Raw genomic sequence first — 15,308 nt, 5'->3', positions numbered from 1 at the left:
ATCCCTTAATTATACCATTTTTATGGATAATTGCCTTAACTGGGACTTGAAATCTAGATAGCAAAAAGGCTGGACACACCTGTCCAACCTCATATATTGTAACTCAAGAACGGATACTGTCGATGTTCAAAGAGTATCACATCATATTTTGCGGTTCATTATCAATCACCAAGCGCAAGTCCTGGTTGTCCCGCTCCTGGGTCCAGTCCAAAATCCGATTGAGGACCTGCTCCAGCTGCTCCTCCCGCCGGTACTTGAGAATGATTTGATAATGGTAAAGATTATGGGTACGGGCGATAGGCTTGGGCGTCGGCCCCAAAATCTGAATCTGCTCCGTCAAGTTCTCCCGCAAGAGCTGCACCGTCTCATAGGCCTTTTTGATGACAAGATCCTCCGACTTATGAGAAAAGGTCAAGCCCACCGTGAAATAGTAAGGCGGATAGCCCAGACTTTTCCGAATGCCCATCTCATACTGATAGAAGCCCTCGTAGTCCTGGTTCTTGGCAAAGGCAATGGCATAATGATTGGGATTATAGGTCTGGATAATGACCTCCCCCTCCTTGTCTGCCCGACCTGCTCGACCAGCCACCTGGGTCAATAATTGGAAGGTCCGCTCGGATGACCTGAAGTCTGGCAAATTCAGCGCCGTATCCGCATTGAGCACCCCTACCAAGGTCACATTTGGAAAGTCCAGTCCCTTGGCAATCATCTGGGTCCCCAGCAAGATATCTGCCTCCTGTCGACCAAATTTCTCCAAAAGGGCCTCATGGGCACCTTTTTTCTTGGTCGTGTCCACATCCATCCGAAGGATACGAGCATTCGGCAGCAATTCCTGCAACTCATCATAGGCCTTCTGGGTCCCCGTACCGTAGTAGCGAATGGCCCGACTCTGACAGTTAGGACAGACCTGGGGAATGGGCTTTTGAAAATTGCAATAGTGGCAATTCATAGACCGGCTGTCCATGTGCAGGGTCAAAGAAATATCACAGTTTGGACACTGGTCCACCGTCCCACAATCCCGACACATGACAAAGGAAGAATAGCCACGGCGATTGAGCATGAGGACCACCTGCTCCTTACGAGCCAGCTTTTCCTGGATTTTTTCTATCAAAACCGGCGTAAAATTACTAGCCTCATGCTGGCCGATATAATCTCTGAAATCAATGACCTGGACCTCTGGTATCCTGGCCTGCGGATTGGCCCGCTGATTGAGGACCAGCCTACCGTAAAGACCGCGACTGGCACGGGCACGAGTTTCTAGGCTTGGCGTAGCCGACCCCAAAACCAGGACAGCCTGGTTGTAGTCCGCCCGCAGCTTTGCCACGTCTCTGGCATGGTAGCGAGGATTGGAGTCCTGCTTATAGGTCGCCTCATGCTCCTCATCGATGATAATGGCTCCTAGATTTTTTAAGGGAGCAAAAATCGCCGACCTGGCACCGACCACCACCTGGGCCTCCCCCCGCTCAATCTTACGCCACTCGTCGTACTTCTCCCCGTCTGACAGGCCTGAGTGCAGGATGGCCACCTGCTGGCCGAAACGCGCGATAAAACGATTGGTCATCTGGGGCGTCAGCGAAATCTCCGGCACCAGCATGATAGCCGTCTTACCCATCTTGAGGACCTGGTCAATGACCTGCAGATAGACCTCTGTCTTGCCAGAGCCTGTCACCCCCTGCAGCAGATAGGTCTGGCTCTCCTGGCCGACCTTGGACAGGATTTCCTTGACCGCTATGGCCTGCTCTGGATTGAGGGAAAGCGCCTGGCTGACCCCTACCTTATCAAAGAGAGCTTGGGTCCGCGAGACCTCCTCCTCCCAGACTTCTATATAGGCATTTTCTTGGAAATAGCGGAGCGTATCAGCTGAAAAGTCCTTTTTCAAGCTGGCTAGAGGCTGTTCATCAGAATGTTCCAGTAAGTAGGCCTTCAAAGCCAGCCGTTTCTTGGCACGGGCGGGTATCTCTGCTTGCATGAGCTGGTCCCGATTTACCCGGTACCATTTTTCAGTCTTGATTTGCTTTTTGTCCTTGGCCACATAGTCGACCAAGATTTTGCCTGCCTGGGCAAGCCGCATGATGCGGGCCTGCTCAGACACATCCAGGTCTGAAAAACGGACCTGGTCCCTACCGCCAAACAGGCTTTCCTGCTCTGCTATTTCCAAACCAAGCCCAGGACGGAGAATTTTGTCATAGGTTGAGTTGAGGAGGCTGGGTAGCATGGCCTTGAGCAGGGTGATTTTGTAGGCGAATACCGTCTTGCGCATCTGGTCTGCCAGCCAAAATTGCTCCTTGTTGAGGACTGGCGAATAGTCCAGCACTTCCACAATGGGCTTGATGTCCTGGGTCCCCTCTGGCAATTCCTCAGTCAAGCCGACCACGATGCCCTGAATCAGCCGATTACCCTTTCCAAAGGGCACATGGACTCGGATACCAGGTACAATTCCCGCCTCAAATTCTTCAGACACTAGATAGGTATAGGCTTGGTCCGTCTGCATGAGCGGCACGTCTACGATAATCTGTGCGTACATAGATCCTCCTTTCGTGATGGTTTGGATAGGTTTCACTCTTTTATCAATGGTTCAATAAATACTTCAAAAGACTATCAAATGGAAAAGAAACCCGGATGGTCCCCCAGCCGAGTTTTGAATTTAGATTTTCTCGCCGTCTTCTTTTTCTTTGGCGATTTGTTCTTTGATTTTGCGCTCTTCTTCTTCAGCCAAGCGTTTTGCTTCTTCAGCCTTGCGACGAACAGCCTCACGTTTCGCTTCTGGGTCTGGATGGATGACCACATTGCCTGCCTCGATTTCTTCCAAGGCACGGAGGGTTGATTTTACAGAAGTAAATTCTTGCGTTGGCTTAGCGCCTGCCTCCAATTCGTGAGCACGCTTAGCCTCCAAAATAACCAATGAATACTTAGATGGTACCTTGTCCAACAAGGTATCAATAGACGGTTTTAACATCATAGGACTTATTCTCTTTTCTAACTTAAATATTTTTAATCATGTCGTTGTACTTGCCAATCACACGGTCCACACGGAAATGTTCCGCCTCAATCGCGCGCTTGACCAATTCCGCTGCCTTTGGCACCTCATCATTGACAATGGCATAGTCATACTCACGCATGAGAGCAATCTCTTCCTTGGCACGCTCAATCCGCTTGGCAATAACCTCTTCCGAGTCTGTCCCACGACCGACCAAACGGTCTTTGAGCTCTTCCAAATCTGGCGGAGTTAGGAAAATAAAAACTGCATCTGGCACTTTTTTCTTGACCTGGAGGGCACCCTGGACCTCAATCTCAAGAAAGACATCGATTCCCTTGTCCAGGGTTTCATTGACATAGGTCAAGGGTGTACCGTAGTAGTTGCCAACATACTCAGCGTATTCCAGCATTTGTCCCTGACGAATCAACTCCTCAAACTCCTCTCGGCTCCGGAAATGATAATCAACCCCGTCCACCTCACCTGGACGCTGAGCCCGGGTCGTCATAGACACCGAATACTCAAATTTATTACCTGGATGGCTAAAAATTTCCTGCCGAACTGTTCCTTTCCCTACACCAGAAGGACCGGAAAATACGATGAGTAAGCCTCTTTCCTGCATGTTATCTCCTTTAAATCTTTCATTCTAGTGTAGCAAAATTCTCAGCAAATATCAACTGATTTTAAATCTGGAAACCAGATTTTTCCGGCTCTTGAAGAACAACAAAAAGAGCCGAAGCTCCTTCTGTCTTATTTTGCAATGTCAGTTGCTCGTGTTTCACGGATGACCGTAATCTTGATATTTCCTGGATAATCCAGATTATTTTCAATTTTCTCACGGACATCATGAGCCAGAATCGTAATCTTATCATCACTGATTCTATTTGGATGAACGATAATCCGAATCTCACGACCTGCCTGGATGGCATAAGCCTGCTTGATGCCGTCAAAGCTATTAGCAATTTCTTCCAGGTCTTGGAGACGCTTGATATAGGCCTCCATCGATTCACGACGTGAACCTGGACGAGCTGCACTCAAGGCATCCGCTGCTGCAACAATCACAGCAATAGTGCTAGTTGCTTCCACATCACCGTGGTGGCTGGCAACCGTATTGACAACCACTGGATTTTCCTTGTATTTCTTGGTCAATTCTGTACCAATCTCAACGTGGCTACCGTCCACCTCGCGGTCAATCGCCTTACCGACGTCATGCAAGAATCCAGCACGGCGGGCCAAATTAACATTCTCACCCAACTCTGCAGCCAAAATACCTGACAACTTGGCCACCTCAATCGAGTGACGGAGCACATTCTGACCGTAGGAGGTACGGAAATGCAGACGTCCCATAATCTTAATCAAGTCAGGATGCAGGTTAGGAGCGCCTACTTCATAGGCAGCCGCTTCACCATATTCACGGATGCGGTTATCCATCTCAACACGGTATTTCTCCACCAACTCCTCGATACGAGCCGGGTGGATACGACCGTCCTGAAGCAGGGTCTCCATGGTCATCCGCGCGATCTCCCGGCGAATCGGGTCAAAACCGGAAAGGACAACTACCTCAGGCGTATCATCAATGATAACGTCAATCCCTGTCAAGCTTTCAAAGGTACGGATGTTGCGACCTTCGCGACCGATAATTCGGCCCTTCATGGCATCATCCGGCAGATGAACCGAGGTAATAGTTTGTTCCGCAACATATTCACCCGAAATTCGCTGCATGGCCTGCGCTAGAAGGTCTTTGGCCATCTTATCAGACCGCTCTTTGACCTCTCGCTCAGCCTCCTTGATACGGGTTGCAATCTCGTGGGTCAATTTATCACGAGTCGCTGCAAGAATCTGCTCTTTGGCTTCTTCCTGGCTCAGCGAAGCAACGCGTTCCAACTCAAGAGCTTTCTGCTCTTCTAATTTCGCGACTTCTTGCTCACGCTCATCAATATGTTTAGTTTTATCTGTCAGGCTTTGTTCTTTTTGCTCCAAAGCCTTCTCTTTGTTTGTTAAATTATCATCTTTACGATCTAAGCTACTAGCACGTTCAGTCAATCGTGACTCAATTTGCTTTAATTCTTGTCGTTCTGACTTAAATTCATTTGCTACTTCTTCTCGATATTTACGAGCCTCTTCCTTGGCCTCCAAGAGTAATTCTTTTTTCAAGGTTTGGCGATCACGCTCAGCTGTTTTTAAAATAGCTTCAGCTTGATCTTCCGCACGACCACGAACATTACTTGCTTCTTGTTCAGCATTCAAAAGTGTCAATTCTGCAGTTTCTTTTGCAGCTTTCATCTTCAAAGAAATGGCAAAGTAACCAATTACTAAACCAATGAGAGCAGAAATCAAGGTCACTACAAGTGTAATGATATCCATCTTCCTACCTCTTTCAATTTTATTTTGCATTACACAAAATCTGAATCTATTTTACCATAATTTAAACGATTTCACAATTGCAAATTGACAAATATGGTATAATGTTTTCATCAACCCAAATGGAGGAAATTATGACCAAAGAAGTTATTGTAGAAAGTTTTGAACTGGACCACACTATCGTCAAAGCCCCGTATATCCGCTTGATTTCTGAGGAAATTGGACCAAAGGGTGATGTCATCACCAACTTTGATATTCGCCTCATCCAACCCAATGAAAACGCCATGGATACAGCGGGGTTGCACACCATTGAACACCTGCTGGCTAAGCTGATTCGCCAACGGATTGACGGACTCATCGACTGCTCACCTTTCGGTTGCCGAACCGGTTTTCACATGATTATGTGGGGCAAGCAAGATTCTGTCCAAATCGCTGAAGTCATTAAATCTAGTTTGGAAGAAATCGCAGACGGCATTAGCTGGGAAGATGTTCCTGGGACAACCATCGAGTCTTGTGGTAACTACAAGGACCACAGCCTCCATTCTGCCAAAGAATGGGCCAAACTAATCCTTTCTCAGGGCATTTCGATAGATGCCTTTGAACGAAAACCCATTTAAGGAGCTTGGTATGAAGAAAATCCTTCTTGTTGCTCTGGCACTGGCTAGCCTGATGATGCTGTCAGCTTGCGGTAACAAGACAGTTTTTGACACCAACTACACCTTCAATTACGCCCAGGTCAAACTTCCCGATGGAAGCGTCAAGATTGGTAAGGTCAAAGAGTGGACTGATTACAGCGATGGCGACCAATTGCAAATTCGCTTTGAAGACGGAACGACCTATCTCGTCCATTCCAGCCAGGCAGTTTTGTCTGTAGATGAAATTGAAACCACACCATAACATCAAAAAAAGCGGTCTCCCGCTTTTTTATTATGTTCCTAATAATCTAAGGCATCCGCATTTCCACGCGCATTTCCGACAAAGTAACCGGTCTTAGCATTGATAGAAAAGAGATAGGTGCCATCTGGTTTAAACATATTGTAGTAGCCATTACCATTGATGATATTGACCTTCTCCAAGATATACTGATTACCTGTGATATAGCCACGTTTTTGAGATGTTTCGACAATTTTTTCCAAAATACCTGGGTTAAAGGTCCAAGCAGGATTGTTAACGTCATCAATCATGGCTTGGTTATAAGGCACGCGGCTCAAGTGACGTTGCAAGGTCACACCAGGAGGAACTGGAATCCCGAATTGGGATGCTGCATTTTGCACTTCGGCAGGACTTGTTGACGCGCTGGCAAGCGCTGATGCTGCATTTGATTCTGCGGGAGCTGGTGCTTGGGTTCCAGCCTGGGCAGCTGGCGCTGCTTGTTCAGCCGGTGCGACCGATCCAGCAACAGCCTGTTGGTTTTCCTCTTGTGATCGAGCAAAGTTAACAGCTGAAGTGATCGTCGCATCAACACCGCTGATTCCAGTCGCAACCGCTTCTAGAGTTGCTCCAGCCTTAACAGTCGCCGTGGTATCCAATTCGCCATCAACAAGAATCGGCTTATCAAATTGTTCATTGATGCCGTTGACAGCTGCGATAGCTTTTTCTAATTTATCATAGTTGGCCTTGGCTTCCTTATAAGCATCACTGTCTGGATCAATCTTGTCCAAGAGTGCCTTTAATTCCTCTAATTTACCAAATTCTGAATTCTTCAATTTAGACAAGCTCGAATCCGTAAAGAAGCTCTCGTACAGCTTGGTAAAGTCTGTAAACTCGGATGGAGTTGAGCTTGATGAGGTTGTACTAGAAGACTGTTTGGTCGAACTTGATGACGAAGTGCTAGAAGCTGTCTGACCTGCATTATTTTGGTTCATCCAGAAAAAGAGGGAAGCCAAAATAGCAATCAATGCCGCCAAGAGGGTTCCAAAAATCCAGAATCCTTTTTTCTTGGGCTTTTCTTCGGATCCATCTGTCAAATCAAAATAAGCGACTTCTTCTGCAGGAGTTTTTAGAGGCTCAACAACAGGGCTTGACTCAACTGGCTTCGGTTCTTCTTGTGAATGTGCTGCCACAGCTGCAGCTGCCGTTTCCAACTCATCCGAAGTCAAGCTAGCTGATTCAACCACCGGAATAACAGTCGAATCCTTGATGACAGGGATTGTTCTTGTCTCAAATTTTTGAGATTCAATCTCATCTCGGTGTTGCTTGATGTAGCGGTCTAAAAGGCCATCCGTATCGGTAATGCCAGCCTCAATTTCCTGCTGTTTTTGTGCTGCCTGACCGATGGTCATATCTTTTGCTGCTTCAAAGTCTAGAATCTGCTCGTCCTTAACTGGCTCTGCTTGTGCCTTCTCATGTTTCTTTGACATATCTACCTCACTTTATTTTATGAACGTTTTACTCGTTGACCAAAGAATTGATACAAGTCAACCTTCAGCGTACCATTGTATAATTTCCGTTTTTTATCTGCTTGTTTTCCAAACCGCTGTTCAAATTGCTCGTCGCTGGTCAAGATAAATTTAGACCATGTTTTCAAAGGCTCAAAGGTCTGCCCCATTTCTTGGTAGAGCTTGATAATGGCCTCATCATCCAACAAACGCTCACCGTAAGGTGGGTTTGAAATAATAACACCATTTATCTTGTCTGTATGCAAGTCCTGCAGGCGCATTTGTTTAAAGACAATATCTTGGTCTACTTCGGCCGCAAAGGCATTTTTCTTGGCCATTTCGACCATACGGGCATCGATGTCTGAACCGGCAATGTCCAAGACTAGGTCAGATTTGACCGCTGCCTGCGCATTTTTGCGAGCTTGTGCAACCAGCTCCTCATCAACCCAAGGCCATTCTTCAAAGGCAAAACTGCGTTTGAGCCCCGGAGCCATATTCTTAGCCAACATGGCCGCCTCAATACAGAAAGTGCCCGAACCACAAGTCGGATCAATCAAAGGCTTGTCTGGGTACCAGTTAGACAGCTGTAAAATGGCTGCCGCCATATTTTCCTTAATGGGCGCGCCACCTTTTTCAACGCGGTAGCCACGTTTGAAGAGGCTGGAACCCGTCGTGTCAATCAATACCGTGGCCACATCTTTCAGGATGGAGACTTCAATCTTAAACTCTGCCCCAACTTCCTGCAAGGGAACGCCTTCTGGACGCGAAAAATGCTTTTGCAACTTTTTCACGACAGCCTTTTTAGAAATGGCCTGTACACTCGGCTCATTGTGGAGCTTGGATTTGACACATTTGGCTTTTGAAATAGGAAATTTACTGCCCAAGGGTAGATAGTTTTCCCAGTCCAAGGCAAAGACCCCCTGGAAGAGTTCCTCAAAGGTGCGTGCGGGAAAACTCCCCACGATAATTTTAATCCGGTCTGCCGAACGCAACCAAAGGTTGGTTTCAATGATAGATTTGACATCACCTTGGAAACGCACGCGCCCATTTTCAACCTGACAGTCGTAGCCCAGTTCTCGAATTTCACGACCAACGACCGCCTCTAAACCAGCCGCCGCTGTCGCAATCAATTCAAATTGTTTTTTCATCTTTTTCCTCTATAATAAAAGCTAGCAAAGCTAGCTACCTATTATGCAATTTTCTATAAGCCATGTTTTGTTCCAGTGGTACTAGGTCCTACCACCTTCGATAATCATCTGTCTACCGCTTACGCAGTCAGGATTTCTGTTCTACTCTGGGAGTACCGTTCCATCCATCCCATGCCCCGACCAAAGTTTGGGTTGCTAGCTTGAGGGGTTTACCGCGTTCCATTTTTTACGTTTCCATAAAAACTTCGTCACTGTGGCACTTTCAGGCCTACTCTGGCATATCCAAGGACGTAGCCATTTTAACCGCCGTAACGTCAAAGACGTCCCTAGGCTTATTGGTTCGCCTAGCACAAACACTACCAGCATTGCAGCTGGTGCTAGCATGGACTTTCCTCATGGTAGATTACTACCACGCGATTATCCGAAAATTACACATGTCTATCTACTACTCTTGGGCAATCTGTTTACCAAAGACTTCTTTCTCCAGACGATTGATGCGACGGAGAATATCAAAGTTTGTGGCTGAACTCATCCGCTCTGCACGGAAAGCTTCTGGCTCCTCTGCAACAGGGGCTGGTTGACGAGAAGTATTTGCCAGCTGGGCTTTAAGCCTAGCGATCTCGCCCTTCAATTCCTTTACAATGGCTTCATAGGCATCGTAATCCTTCATGATTTCATCAAGAAAATCATTGACCTCGTCTTGATCATAACCACGAAAACCAATCTTAAAATCCTGCTCAAAGATATCCTTTGTCGTCAACTTAATACTCGCCATCTGTCTCATCCTTTTCTTTAAACATCACTACTTCTATTATATTAAAAAAAATAAGGAAAAATCAAGCCAAATCACTCAGAATTAGAAAAATTTTCCGCTACTTCATTTAAATCATCAAAACTCAGTACCTTAACAGTATAATCTTCTTTGTTTACGATTGAAGTATAGAGATATTTCAAGTTTGTTTCATTTTCAGGATCATAGAATAAATAGCCTCCCTCCGTATGGTCCAACAAGAACTGGTTAATCAGCTTAAATTGCCCAGGATTTTCATAGCGAACATAGAGGTATTTAACAAAATCGACCTGCTTAAATCGGGCTAGCTTGACTTGGTTAGCTTCGTTCCAATTCTCTCCATGGCTTTCAAAGGAAAAAATGGTAGCTATCTGAAAGTCATAGCCTTCCTGCCTCAAATCCAACAAAACTTCCAAACACCAATACTCAAAGCCCAGATTTCCAGTCAGAATAAACCACTCTACCCCATCATTTTCTAAAAACTTGATCAGGTCTCTGCGAATAGCCTCTTTGATGATGACTAATTTTGTATCCTTATCTGAAAAAATTCCCAAATCAGTATGACGATAGCCTGTTACTAAAAGGCTCTTGATGTGCATTTCTTGTACTCTTTTCCCTAATTATGGTATAATATGCTGATATTATTTTATCAGTAAGGAGTTCTATGGTCAATTATCCTCATCAGATAAATAGGAAAATCACTAGAACAAAAAAAGATTCTGCAAAGGAAACGGTTAATTTTGCCAATCGTGGGATGTCCTTTGAAGCTGCTATCAATGAGAGCAATGCTTACTACCTTTCACATGGAATTGCGGTCATTCATAAGAAACCAACACCTGTCCAGATTGTCAAGGTAGACTACCCAAAACGAAGTCGGGCCAAAATTGTCGAAGCTTATTTCAGACAGGCCTCAACAACGGACTATTCCGGCGTTTTCAAGGGACATTACATTGACTTTGAAGCCAAGGAAACCCGTCAGAAGACCTCCATGCCCATGAAAAACTTTCATGCCCACCAGTTGGAACATATGCAGGAAGTTGTCAAGCAAGGCGGTATCTGCTTTGTCCTTCTACACTTTTCAGAATTAAAAGAATCTTACTTACTCCCGGCAAAAGAGCTGATAGATTACTATCAAGCTGTTCAGGGCAATAAATCCATGCCCTTGCACTATGTTCGCGAGCATGGCTATGCCTTTCAGTTAGGGACCCATCCCAGCGTCCCCTATCTGACCATTGTCGAAGAAAAACTATTAGGTGGTGACTCAGTTGAAAAATCCAACCCTTAAGAAAGCACTCTTGCTTATCACAAACATCGGAATTATCGCATTCTTAACAACGGTAATTATCGGTGGTCTTGTGACCCTATTCTTTATCTTTACAGCTCCTAAACTGACAGAAGACTCTCTTACTGCGACCGTGTCGAGTAAGATTTATGACAAGGACGGGGCTCTAATTGCGGACTTGGGGGCAGAAAAACGTTCCAATGCTACTACTGCTGAAATTCCGACCGACTTGGTCAACGCTATCATAGCCATTGAAGACCAGCGTTACTTCAACCACCGCGGTGTAGACGTCATTCGTATCGCTGGCTCCTTCCTCAATAATCTACGAGGAGGACGTCTTCAAGGGGGGTCGACACTGGATCAGCAGTTGATTAAGTTGACCTACTTCTCAACATCTGCCCAGGACCAAAATATTAAGCGGAAAATCCAAGAAGCCTGGATGGCTCTACAGTTGGAAAGACGAAATACCAAGCAGGAAATTTTGACGTACTACATCAATAAAGTGTATATGTCAAACGGAAACTATGGTATGAAGACGGCTGCCAAGACCTTCTACGGAAAAGAACTCAATCAATTGACCCTTCCTCAATTGGCTCTACTGGCAGGTATGCCCCAGGCTCCTAACCAATACGACCCCTACACTCAGCCAGAAACTGCAAAAGCACGTCGGGACTTGGTTCTAGGAGAAATGTTAGAAGAAAAATACATTACGGCTGAACAGCACGAGCAGGCAGTCCTATCACCGGTGACAGACGGTCTCCAGCCCCTGTCAAATGCACCCGCCTATCCAGCCTACATGGACAACTACCTGAAAGAGGTTATCAATGAAGTCGAAGAAAAAACCGGCTACAATCTCTTAACCACAGGTATGGAGGTCTACACCAACGTTGACTCAGCTGCCCAACAACAGCTCTGGAATATCTATAACACAGACATGTACGTGGCCTATCCAGATCCAACCTTCCAGGTAGCTTCAACTGTTATCGATGTTACCAACGGACACGTCGTTGCCCAGCTCGGCGGGCGTAATCAAAACAGTAATTCTTCATTCGGTACCAACCAAGCCGTTGAAACCAACCGCGACTTTGGTTCTACCATGAAGCCAATTACAGACTACGCACCTGCTATTGAAGAGGGTATTTATAAATCGACTGCTGATACTATATTGGATGCGCCTTATAATTATCCCGGCACTACTACTCCAGTCAATAACTGGGATAATGCTTACTTCGGCAATGTGACCCTCAAAACAGCCATCCAATCTTCTCGTAATACCACTGCCATCAAGGCACTACAGGCTGTTGGTTTTGAAAATTCATTAAAATTCTTGAACAAGCTCGGTATCGACTACCCAGAAATGTTCTATTCTAATGCTATTTCCAGCAACACAACCAATCCTGATAAAAAATACGGTGCTAGTAGTGAAAAAATGGCCGCAGCCTTTGCTGCCTTTGCTAACGGTGGTACCTACTACAAACCACAGTATGTCAACAAGATTGTCTACACCGACGGAACAACTACTGAGTTTGAACCTGAAGGCAGTCGTGCAATGAGCCCTGAAACAGCCTACATGATGGTCGATATGTTGAAGAGCGTATTGACATCTGGCCCAGGTACTAATGCTGCCATCTATGGCATTCCTCAAGCTGGTAAAACCGGTACTTCCAACTACCCAGACGATGAGATGGAGGAAATCATTGCCTCTACTCCTGGAGCAAGTTATAGTAGTATAGTTGTTCCTGACGAGAACTTCGTTGGCTTCTCTACTAAATACTCTATGGCTGTCTGGACAGGATACAGCAATCGTAAGATTCCAGTATTGGATAGTGGCATGCGTGTCGCAACCGATGTCTATCGGAATATGATGACTTATCTAAATCCTGTTGGAACTGCAGATTGGGAAATACCTGACGGTCTCTACCGTTATGGAAACAACGTCTACATAAACGGCTATACTGGTCCAGTTTATAACTACTATAGCTATAGCAGGACAACCAGTGAGACGAGCGAAGAGTCCTCAACGGAACCTACAACTAGTGAGGATACGAGTACTGAAAATTCTAGCGATGCTCAATCAACAGAAACTGGTTCCGAAACAGGCAATTCTTCTGAACAACCAACCACTCCATCTGCTGACTCACAAGGTCAGTAAGACTCAACCTTGAAAGGCAACTATCGCCTTCCAAGGTTTTTCTTTTGTTGAAAATTATGATAAGATAGGACTATGAAACCTGAAGTATTTTATAAGACCTTGGCAGACCAAGGAATTCAATTAACAGAACAGCAGAAAAACCAATTCCACCGCTATTTTGAACTCCTAGTAGAATGGAACGAAAAAATCAACCTGACAGCTATTACCCAGGAAGAGGACGTTTATCTCAAGCACTTTTATGATTCTATTGCACCAATCCTGCAGGGTCATATTCAAAATCAAACACTCAAACTCTTGGACATCGGGGCTGGTGCAGGTTTTCCTAGCCTGCCCATGAAAATTATCTATCCTGAACTGGAAGTCACCATCATTGACTCCCTCAACAAACGAATCAATTTCCTGAACCTTCTGGCTGAGGAGCTGGGCTTGGACAAGGTCCATTTCTACCATGGACGAGCAGAGGATTTTGCCCAGGACAAGCAATTCCGTGCCCAATTTGATATCGTGACCGCTCGCGCAGTAGCCCGCATGCAAATCCTATCAGAATTGACCATCCCCTATCTCAAGCTCAATGGCAAGCTGATTGCCCTCAAAGCATCCAGTGCCGAGGACGAATTGGCCCAGGCCAAAAATGCTCTCAACCTCTTGTTCGCAAAGGTCTTGGAGAATCATGATTATGAGCTGCCCAATGGCGACCCGCGTACCCTAACCATTGTCGAAAAGAAAAAGGAAACCCCAAACAAGTTTCCACGCAAGGCAGGCATGCCCAATAAACGACCACTATAAGAACCGGCATTCACAGCTCGGTGCCTGAGCACTTGTCTACATGTACCTTACTTGTGAATATAATTTCAAAAACGAGTTCCGCAATCGAAACTCGTTTTTTCTTATCTTATGCCCAAGGGTTGTAAAACCTACCATCATTGATAAAGAATAGGCTAATCGTTACTAGAACCAGTAGAGCGATGATGAATAGGACCAGATAGTCCATTTTTTTCAGGGGCTGGTAGGTATACCAGGTCCGCTTTTTATTTTTTCCGAAACGGCGCAATTCCATGGCAGTTGAAATGGTATCAATCCGGCCAAGTGAGCTGAAAATCAAAGGGATAACCAAGGCCAGATTGCCCTTGATCCGGTCCATCAATTTGGCTTTCTTGGACAATTCCAGGCCACGCGCCTCTTGAGACATGCGAATGGCATAAAATTCTTCCTGAATATCTGGTATGTAGCGCATGGTCAGACTAACAGCGTAGGCAACCTTATAGGGCACCCCGATTATATTCAAGCTGGAGGCAAATTGACTAGGGTGGGTTGTCATCAAAAAGATAATGGCCAGGGGGACTGTACAAAAGTACTTGAGCAACAAATTCAGCAAGTAAAACAATTGCTGGCTAGTCACGGAGTATTGCCCCAAACCTTTGAAAAGGACAGTCTCCGCCCCATAGAGTTCTACCCCATACTTAGGCGCAAAGACATAGACCATGGTCGCATTCAGGAGGGCAAAAATGGTCGTGAAAATCAGAACGAAAGACACCTTCCTGTAATCAATGCCCGATAGCTTGAAAAGACTGAGGGAAAAGAGGGCGATGAAAATAATCAGACGCGTATCGTAGGTAATCATGGCCAAGATGGACACAATCAAGAAAAAGAGGAGCTTGCTGTGAACTGCACCCCAAAAGTTAGACACAAAATCTAACGATTGGGGTGTTTTTCTTATGAAATTAAGTTATGAAGATAAACTAGAAATATATGAGCTAAGAAAGAGTGGCGTGTCGTGGGTCAACCTTAGCCAGATATACAAGGTCACTATTGCCAATCTCACCTACATGATAAAACTCATGGATCGATATGGCGTGGAAATCGTTAAAAAAAGTAAAAATAGGTATTATTCACCTGAACTAAAGCAAGAAATAATGGATAAGGTCTTGATTCATGGGTGTTCTCAATTCTCAGTTTCCCTTGACTATGCCTTGCCAAATCGAGGAATGCTTCCCAATTGGATAGCACAATACAAGAAAAACGGGTATACTATTCTTGAAAAAACAAGAGGGAGACCGAGCAAGATGGGACGTAAACGCAAGAAAACCTGGGAAGAAATGACGGAATTAGAGCGCCTTCAAGAGGAAAATGAACGTCTTCGAACTGAGGTGGCCTTCCTAAAAAAGTTGAGAGAACTTCGCTTGAGGGACGAAGCACTAGTGCGCGAACAGCAGAAACAATTAG

Annotated in this window: 13 protein-coding genes, 1 other RNA gene and 2 pseudogenes; 6 read left to right on the top strand and 10 right to left on the bottom strand. The window is 45.5% G+C overall.

What is annotated here, in order from left to right; genetic code table 11:
- Window positions 1-136 precede the first annotated feature (136 nt).
- The 4 genes from ACVC7T_RS04720 to ACVC7T_RS04705 form a co-directional block, all read right to left on the bottom strand.
- Entirely contained in the window at window positions 137-2,524 is a 2,388-nt protein-coding gene (locus tag ACVC7T_RS04720) for a primosomal protein N' (protein WP_172022730.1), read from the bottom strand.
- A 120-nt stretch (window positions 2,525-2,644) separates the two neighbouring features.
- Window positions 2,645-2,959: a DNA-directed RNA polymerase subunit omega gene (gene rpoZ, locus ACVC7T_RS04715; protein ID WP_105111224.1), complete on the bottom strand. Its 315-nt coding sequence runs from the start codon at window positions 2,957-2,959 to the stop codon at window positions 2,645-2,647.
- 22 nt (window positions 2,960-2,981) lie between these two features.
- Window positions 2,982-3,596, bottom strand: a complete 615-nt coding sequence (gmk, locus tag ACVC7T_RS04710; RefSeq protein WP_447262558.1) for a guanylate kinase — start codon at window positions 3,594-3,596, stop codon at window positions 2,982-2,984.
- A 128-nt stretch (window positions 3,597-3,724) separates the two neighbouring features.
- Window positions 3,725-5,338: a ribonuclease Y gene (locus tag ACVC7T_RS04705; RefSeq protein WP_105111222.1), complete on the bottom strand. Its 1,614-nt coding sequence runs from the start codon at window positions 5,336-5,338 to the stop codon at window positions 3,725-3,727.
- A 131-nt stretch (window positions 5,339-5,469) separates the two neighbouring features.
- Between ACVC7T_RS04705 and ACVC7T_RS04700 the strand changes: the two genes are divergently transcribed.
- Both ACVC7T_RS04700 and ACVC7T_RS04695 read left to right on the top strand, forming a co-directional pair.
- Entirely contained in the window at window positions 5,470-5,952 is a 483-nt protein-coding gene (locus ACVC7T_RS04700) for an S-ribosylhomocysteine lyase (RefSeq protein WP_105111221.1), read from the top strand.
- Window positions 5,953-5,962: 10 nt separating this feature from the next.
- On the top strand, window positions 5,963-6,232 hold the full coding sequence (locus tag ACVC7T_RS04695; RefSeq protein WP_105111220.1) for a hypothetical protein: 270 nt from the start codon (window positions 5,963-5,965) through the stop codon (window positions 6,230-6,232).
- Between the two features lie 38 nt (window positions 6,233-6,270).
- Here the strand turns inward: ACVC7T_RS04695 and ACVC7T_RS04690 are convergent, their stop codons facing one another.
- From ACVC7T_RS04690 to ACVC7T_RS04670, 5 genes are all read right to left on the bottom strand, one after another.
- Window positions 6,271-7,695, bottom strand: coding sequence for a cell division site-positioning protein MapZ family protein (locus tag ACVC7T_RS04690; protein ID WP_105161259.1), 1,425 nt, complete (start codon window positions 7,693-7,695; stop codon window positions 6,271-6,273).
- Between the two features lie 17 nt (window positions 7,696-7,712).
- Window positions 7,713-8,861, bottom strand: a complete 1,149-nt coding sequence (locus ACVC7T_RS04685) for a THUMP domain-containing class I SAM-dependent RNA methyltransferase (RefSeq protein WP_105123444.1) — start codon at window positions 8,859-8,861, stop codon at window positions 7,713-7,715.
- A gap of 51 nt (window positions 8,862-8,912) precedes the next feature.
- An RNA gene (gene rnpB / locus ACVC7T_RS04680) (RNase P RNA component class B) lies at window positions 8,913-9,290 on the bottom strand.
- Window positions 9,291-9,306: 16 nt separating this feature from the next.
- The gene (gene gpsB, locus ACVC7T_RS04675; RefSeq protein ID WP_172022718.1) at window positions 9,307-9,636 is read right to left on the bottom strand and encodes a cell division regulator GpsB; all 330 of its coding nucleotides are present in this window, start codon (window positions 9,634-9,636) and stop codon (window positions 9,307-9,309) included.
- A gap of 71 nt (window positions 9,637-9,707) precedes the next feature.
- Complete coding sequence (locus tag ACVC7T_RS04670) at window positions 9,708-10,244, bottom strand: DUF1273 domain-containing protein (protein WP_185741491.1); 537 nt, start codon at window positions 10,242-10,244, stop codon at window positions 9,708-9,710.
- Between the two features lie 71 nt (window positions 10,245-10,315).
- Between ACVC7T_RS04670 and recU the strand changes: the two genes are divergently transcribed.
- From recU to rsmG, 3 genes are all read left to right on the top strand, one after another.
- Window positions 10,316-10,936, top strand: coding sequence for a Holliday junction resolvase RecU (recU, locus tag ACVC7T_RS04665; protein WP_105111215.1), 621 nt, complete (start codon window positions 10,316-10,318; stop codon window positions 10,934-10,936).
- Window positions 10,937-10,961: 25 nt separating this feature from the next.
- The gene (gene pbp1a / locus ACVC7T_RS04660) at window positions 10,962-13,085 is read left to right on the top strand and encodes a penicillin-binding protein PBP1A (protein WP_447262569.1); all 2,124 of its coding nucleotides are present in this window, start codon (window positions 10,962-10,964) and stop codon (window positions 13,083-13,085) included.
- A 72-nt stretch (window positions 13,086-13,157) separates the two neighbouring features.
- On the top strand, window positions 13,158-13,871 hold the full coding sequence (rsmG, locus tag ACVC7T_RS04655) for a 16S rRNA (guanine(527)-N(7))-methyltransferase RsmG (RefSeq protein WP_447262557.1): 714 nt from the start codon (window positions 13,158-13,160) through the stop codon (window positions 13,869-13,871).
- Window positions 13,872-13,977: 106 nt separating this feature from the next.
- Here the strand turns inward: rsmG and ACVC7T_RS04650 are convergent.
- A pseudogene (locus ACVC7T_RS04650) lies at window positions 13,978-14,745 on the bottom strand (energy-coupling factor transporter transmembrane component T family protein); the annotation flags it as partial.
- 55 nt (window positions 14,746-14,800) lie between these two features.
- Here ACVC7T_RS04650 and ACVC7T_RS04645 point away from each other — a divergent pair.
- Window positions 14,801-15,308, top strand: a pseudogene (locus tag ACVC7T_RS04645) (transposase); the annotation flags it as partial.

Source organism: Streptococcus sp. P25B114 (assembly GCF_053010325.1).
This window is presented reverse-complemented; position numbering and strand designations above follow the sequence as displayed.